Consider the following 6151-nt stretch of genomic DNA (forward strand, 5'->3'; position numbering starts at 1 on the left):
TTCATAAGGTCAGTCACCGGCTCACCCGACTCGATGCGGCTCAATTGGGTCTGGGTGATGCCCATCCATCCGGCCACCGTCTCCTGCGACAGGGTAACGGTGTGATGAGGGTGGTTGCGGTAGGCCGCGATCACCCGCCCCATGTGCCACTCATCGAGGGCGTCTCTAAGCTGATCGGAGGCGTTCCAGAATCCGGACGGCACTTCCGGCGCAGCCGTACCCTGCTCTCTCGCTCGGCGTTGGCAGGGCCCGCACGATCCCCGGTCGTTGTCCCGGGCAAGACGCGTGCCGCATCGGCAGTAGCGAGCATCGTCTACCTGGTTGCTCATCGCAGCGGCGTCCCTTCGTGACCTCCCAGGCCCGGATCGTGCTTGCGCAGTCTATCCAGCACCACGGGCCGCTCATACCTGCGACGCATGGAGCCCATGCGAGCCACGTCTAGTGATCGCGAGTCCTTGATTTCACACTTGTGCCCAGGCCCCGGGGCCGGGTCGAGGAAGGCCGTTCGTCAGATGGCGGCGGTGGGCTCCTCGGCCTCGGGCGCCGCTCCAGACAGGACCTCAGCTGAGGGAGAAGGCGAGCAGTGGAACGGATGAGCGGAGGCTGGTCGGGTGTCCCGAGGCTGTCGGGTGATCTTCCTCTGAGAATTCTGCGATTGCAGAGCGATGTTGCCGTCACCGCGATGGAGGACTTGGAAAGCAAGCTCATCGACTACAAGAGCCATCTCCCTACCGAGCCCCTTGAATACGCCGCACTGCTGGAACGAGCCGAGAACGTCACGGAGGAGGCCCGATGGATCAAGGAGCAAATAGTCAAGATTACGGGCGGAGGGGAACGGAACTCGGAGAGGTGATCGCCCAGCGCATCCGGCCCTACGCCGTCCTGAACGGCTACGGTGTGCAGGTCGCCACTTTCGCCACCTGGAACGAAGCGCACGTCTGGGCGCACGAGAAACTACAGGACTCCGAAGTTGTTCTCCCCTTGGAGGTGGAGGACCGGGTGCAGCGAATCACGCGGCGCATCACACGAGAGACGTGTGAACTCATCGCGTGGACGATCTTCACGAAGATCTGTGGCTGCGAGCCGATGAACGGGGATGCCGACGTATCTCCGCGCGCCCTCGACAGGAATCAGATCTACAGAAATCACTCTGTGTAGTTTCCTCCTGAATCTGGGAGTTGATCGAACGTGGACGAGATGGACGGCAGTCTGACCCTCGACCGGGCCACGCCCGCGACGATCGTCGCCGAGTCTTCGACAAGAAGACGCATCGAACGATATTTCCTAGATGTCAACAATGCATTTCCGTCGGTGCGCGAAGTGGCGACCATCGTCATCACTCACATGCTGCCCGACCGATCCTTCTTCCTGGACGCGGTGGCGCGCGGGAACGACCTTATATCGATTCTCCCCAAGCCGAAGTCTTGTAACCCGGAGACGCGAGCCGCCGTCAGCAGTCGGTACCACTGCGATGACCTGGACCGTGACCGTTTCGCCCATCCGGCGAAAGTTCTTGCGTACCTCGAAGAGCAGGCTGCGGGCCGAGACCTAGCCTTGCTAGATATCGGCGGTTACTTCGCGCCCGCACTGACCTCTCTGTGCCGACAGTTCAGCGGACGAATCATGGGAGTCGTCGAGGACACGGAGAACGGGTACCGCAGGTATCTTTCGTGCGGGAAACCGCCCTGCCCAGTTTTTTCGGTAGCTCGCAGTCCGTTGAAACAGCCGGAGGACTACCTTGTGGGTCAGTCCATCGTATTCTCTACCGAATCGCTTCTCCGGGAACACGGGGACATCCTGCACGGCCGCGAGACCTGCGTCATCGGCTACGGAAAGATCGGCCGCAGCGTGGCGAATACTCTCCGAGCCAAATCGGTCCGCACCACCGTGTACGAGACGGACCCGGTGCGCGCGGTCGAAGCCATGTCACACGGCTTCGCTGTGAAATGGTCAAAATCCGAGGCGTTGGGCCGCGCCGATGTCGTTGTGTGCGCCACCGGCAACCGGGCCCTGGAAGGTGAAGACTTCACCTATCTGCGACCCGGATCCTACGTGGCGTCCGTGACGTCGTCAGACGACGAACTGAACCTCGCCTCGCTCCGAGGAACCTACCGCGCCGACCGGCTCGGCCCACACCTCAGCCGCATGACCTCGTGGAACCATCATTTCTATCTGCTCAACGATGGAAATGCGGTCAACTTCGTCCACGGCGCCGCGGTCGGCCCGTTCATCTTCCTCGTCCAAGGCGAGATCCTCGCGGCCCTCACGCTGCTGTCATCGGGACAGGTCATGGAGCCGGGCCTACACGAGGTCGGCAACCGGGAGCGTGAAATCATTGCCCGGTCCTGGCTGCGATGCTTCAACGAGGAGTGAATGCCCGTGCCCGTTACGAATGACGACATCGCCAAGATGATCAGTGTGCATCTCGATGCGCACCCGGAGGATGCCGAGTCCCTGGTCACTCTGCTGGAAGCGGCCCGCGGAGGCGATGCGCCATTGGCGTCTAGGACAACCACGCCTGGTCACGTGACCTGCGGAGTAGTCGCAGTCACATCTGATCGCCAAGTCCTCCAGATCCGCCACCGCAGCCTGAACCGATGGCTCCTGCCCGGTGGGCACATCGAGCCGGATGACGCCTCGCTTCTGGACGCGGCCCTACGGGAGCTGGTCGAAGAGACGGGGATTCCTCGCGACTGGGTCAGTCCTGTCCTCGATCGGCCCGTGGACGTGGACGCACACGTGATCCCGCCGAACCCCGCGAAGCGGGAGCCGGAGCACATCCACTACGATCTTCGCTTCTTGCTGTCCATCGATCCGCCAGCCGGCAACGCCAATGTGGCGCTGCAACTGGAGGAGGTCACTGACTACCGCTGGGCCCCGTTGACCGAACTGCCCGGCCATCTGGGCGAACGTACCCGAGTTACGCTCCTCGCCCGACCATGAGTTGATCATTCAGGGCTGACGTCTCCAGGGCCACGGAGATCAAAAAGCGACCGTGACATCCTCTGATCTAGGAAGCATGATCGCTGTCGCCAAACATCAATACGGTTTCAATCGGGTATGATTGGCGGTAGCGTCATCAACCATTCCCGAGAACCGCGAGGATCAGCCACCCACCGACCATGATCGACCGGTTGCACTGGCGGTAGCACACACCGGTGCAACCTGACGGAAGCTCACCGGGACTCCCCCAATCAGGCCCTCTGACCAGGTCAAACGCGAAAGCTGCAGGTCGGAGGATCGCCCCGATCGGGTTCGATTCCCGTCGCCCGCTCCACTCTGGGTGGGTTGTGTCCGCGCGGGGGGCGGACCTTGTCTCCGCCATGTCTGCCGGGAGGGCCGAGCCCGGCGAAGAGCTGCTCTGCGCCCATCGGCGTCTCGTGGACGAACATGGCGAGGACCTGCGGGAACACCACCCGAGGGCGGAATGTCGGTGGTGGTCGCTACAGTGAGCGCGGCCACGGCGTCGATCTCGGATCGTGTCCGCTGGCCGGTGTTCGCCGCCGTACGGGAGGTCGACGGGATGAACGTGGCGAAGGCGGTCCGGTGGGTGATCCCGGGTGATCCAGAGACGGTGCGTGACCGGGTGATGGTGCCGGCGCGGTCGCTGTGGCGCCGGGCCTGGACCCGGCGCGGCATCGACATCACCTCGTCCATGACGACGAGGTCGTGTCTCGTCGTCGCACCACACCCCGACGACGAGACGCTGGGCTGCGCGGTGGCCATCATGCGTAAGCGGGCCGCAGGCACCCCGGTCACGGTGGTGATTGTCAGCGACGGCTCCCGCGCGGAGCCGGTGACGCTCCCGCCAGCGGAGTTGATCGAGGTGCGCAAGGCGGAGACCCGCCGGGCCTGCGCCTTGCTGGACATCGACGAGTCCGACGTGCGCTTCCTCGGTTTCCCCGACGCCGAGCTCTCCGACCGGATCGACGCCATCGCTGCGCGGCTCACCGAGCTCATCGAGGTCCTCGCGCCCGAGCAGATCCTGGCGCCGACCTCGTGCGAGGGGCACCCGGACCACGACGCGACCAACGAGGCGGTGCGCCGAGCGGTCGCCACCACCGGTTATCGCGGCCAGGTGCTCGAATACACCGTCTGGTTCTGGACGCACTGGCCCTGGACCTTGGGCTACGGGACGGCGGGCTGGTCGGCTGAGCGTCTGTTCGTCCAGCCGGTCCGCCGGTTGCGGGAACGCCGTCCGCTGCTCGTGGACGCCCGCGGCTTCCGGGCGCGGCAGCGCAGGGCCCTCGCGGAGCACGCCACCCAGATGGGGGAGGACGACGCGGCGTCCGGCGCCGCCACCCCGGTGACCGGTTCCCTGCTCGCGACCCTGGGGAGTCGGTACGAGGTCTACGTCGCCGCGGGGGCGCTGCGGCACCTCGACTTCGAGCGGCCGTGGCGGGCCGGCCACCAGGCACGGGGCAGCCGGTAGTCAGCCTGCGGGCGCCACCTCAGGGCCGGGCGGCGGGCCAGCGCCGGTGGCGGCGCCGTTCCCGGGACAGGTCGAGGTATAAACCGTCGGCCGCGTGGCTCGGCCGGGGTGTTGCTGCCGGTTCCGGGTGCCGAAGTGCGCGATGCCGCGCCGGTATGCCTCGACCTTGCGACGGGCGATGGCCGAGGGCTCGATCTCGACCACGCCGAGGCGACCCCGGGCCCCGAACGCGCTCGCCCGCGCGGGGTCGAGCAGGAACGGCGCCAGCGCATCCGCCAGCGCCACCGGATCGCCGGCCGGTACCGAGGATCCGGCCTCCCACCGCTCGACGAAGGGCGCGACTCCGGCCCGGGTCGTGGTCACCACCGGCCGGCCGGCCGCCATCGCCTCGACGGCCGCGATCGAGAAGCTCTCGAAGCGGCTCGGCACGGCGACGACGCGGGCCCGCCGGTAGACGTCGCGGATCTGAGAACCGGACAGGTGCCCGGTGAACTTGACGTCCAGCTCAAGCTGGCGGGCCCGGTGGGCCAGCCACTCGCCCGAGGGCACCCCGTTGATCTCGCCCGCCGAGCGTCCCGCGAGCACCAGCCGGTGCGCCACCCCCGCGCCACGAAGGCGGGCCGACGCGTCGAGCAGCACATCCACGCCCTTGTAGGCCTCGAGTCGGCCCACGACGGCGACTGTCGGCGTGGTGCCGGCGACGTCGGGTATGTCGAGCCACGGCTCGGCGTCGAACGGATTGGGAATCACCTCCACCTCACGGTCACCCAACCAGCCTTGCTCCCGCAGCGTGTCGACGAGCAGCTGCGACGGTGAGGTGACCACGGCGGCCCGGCCCGCCGACGTCCGGTCCAGCCGGTCGGCGACCAGGCCCTTCAACCCGACCGGCTGGCCGGAAAGCCTGACCGTGAGCATGGTCGGGCAGTGGAGGTGGATGGCGAGCGGCGTGGAGCGACGCATGGCCTGGATCAGACCGCGGGTTTCCCCGTCCTGGGTCTCGATCACGTCTGGTCTGAGCCCGAGTTGACGCATCCACAAGCTGTAGGACAGCGGGAGGCTGGCCCGCAGCGTCAGCGAGTCACGCGGGTACAGGGGTCCCCGGAGCTGGGCGCCGAGCTTTCCCAGCCCGCGGCTGACCGGCACCCGCAGTAACGGGCGCCGGTGGACGTGCACCCCGTCCTTCACCGAGTCGACGACCTGACGCCCCTGGGCGCACAGCACGTGGACGTCGTGGCCGAGTTTCGCGAGTGCCGTGGCCAGCGCCGCGGTGTAGGTGCCCGCGCCGTCCCAGACGACGGGCGGGTACTGCTCGCAGAAGAAGAGAATGCACAGCGCCTGGACAGATCCCAATGACTCCGCCACGTGTCCCCGATTCCACCGTGCCGTAACGGGAGAGTAAGACTAATAGCGTAAATACGCTACTCTACGGGGGGAGTGACGTCTTTATGGTTCCGCGGTCCCGAGGGAGAATCGAGGTAAACTTAAGGTAACGAATTGGTGCGGGTACCCCGGCCGGTGCCCGGAGCGGCGGTCGTACGGGCGGTCGTACACGGTTGCGATTGTCGCCCGAGCAGGATCCGACAGTCATGTAAGGGTTGAGTATCGTGCGGTCTGACAGGCCTTCTGATCACGTGACGTGATGCAAATTCACGGGAAAAACAGGATGTAATGGTCGATTCGATCCGAATATGTCACCATTAGTGGTCCCAGGCGGTTGTC

At 65.9% G+C, this 6151-nt stretch carries 6 protein-coding genes; 5 read left to right on the forward strand and 1 reads right to left on the reverse strand.

Going from position 1 to position 6151, the window contains the following annotated elements:
• The first annotated feature begins 583 nt into the window (after window positions 1–583).
• From AC08OP_RS18845 to AC08OP_RS18865, 5 genes are all read left to right on the forward strand, one after another.
• Window positions 584–853 carry a hypothetical protein gene (locus AC08OP_RS18845; RefSeq protein ID WP_476615399.1) on the forward strand — a complete coding sequence of 90 codons (270 nt, stop codon included), beginning with the start codon at window positions 584–586 and terminating at the stop codon, window positions 851–853.
• Window positions 850–1158 (forward strand): hypothetical protein, encoded by a 309-nt coding sequence (locus tag AC08OP_RS18850; RefSeq protein ID WP_476615400.1) that lies wholly within the window; start codon window positions 850–852, stop codon window positions 1156–1158. The genes AC08OP_RS18845 and AC08OP_RS18850 overlap by 4 nt, the downstream gene beginning before the upstream one ends.
• A 39-nt stretch (window positions 1159–1197) precedes the next feature.
• A complete protein-coding gene (locus AC08OP_RS18855) occupies window positions 1198–2373 on the forward strand; it encodes an adenosylhomocysteinase (protein ID WP_476615401.1) in 1176 nt (391 codons plus the stop codon).
• Window positions 2374–2943, forward strand: a complete 570-nt coding sequence (locus AC08OP_RS18860; RefSeq protein WP_476615402.1) for an NUDIX hydrolase — start codon at window positions 2374–2376, stop codon at window positions 2941–2943. It abuts the gene before it with no gap.
• A 493-nt stretch (window positions 2944–3436) separates the two neighbouring features.
• On the forward strand, window positions 3437–4432 hold the full coding sequence (locus AC08OP_RS18865; RefSeq protein ID WP_476615403.1) for a PIG-L deacetylase family protein: 996 nt from the start codon (window positions 3437–3439) through the stop codon (window positions 4430–4432).
• On the opposite strand, the gene AC08OP_RS18870 is transcribed toward AC08OP_RS18865, so the two are convergent.
• Window positions 4433–5794 (reverse strand): glycosyltransferase family 4 protein, encoded by a 1362-nt coding sequence (locus AC08OP_RS18870; protein WP_476615404.1) that lies wholly within the window; start codon window positions 5792–5794, stop codon window positions 4433–4435. It lies immediately after the preceding gene.
• Window positions 5795–6151: the final 357 nt, after the last annotated feature.

The sequence above is a fragment of the Frankia sp. CeRuru1 genome, from assembly GCF_977966315.1.

Bases quoted from the DNA above. Each gene is read 5' to 3' on its own strand.
- AC08OP_RS18860 (WP_476615402.1), top strand. From the start codon at position 2,374: ATGCCCGTGCCCGTTACGAATGACGACATCGCCAAGATGATCAGTGTG.
- AC08OP_RS18855 (WP_476615401.1), top strand. From the start codon at position 1,198: ATGGACGGCAGTCTGACCCTCGACCGGGCCACGCCCGCGACGATCGTC.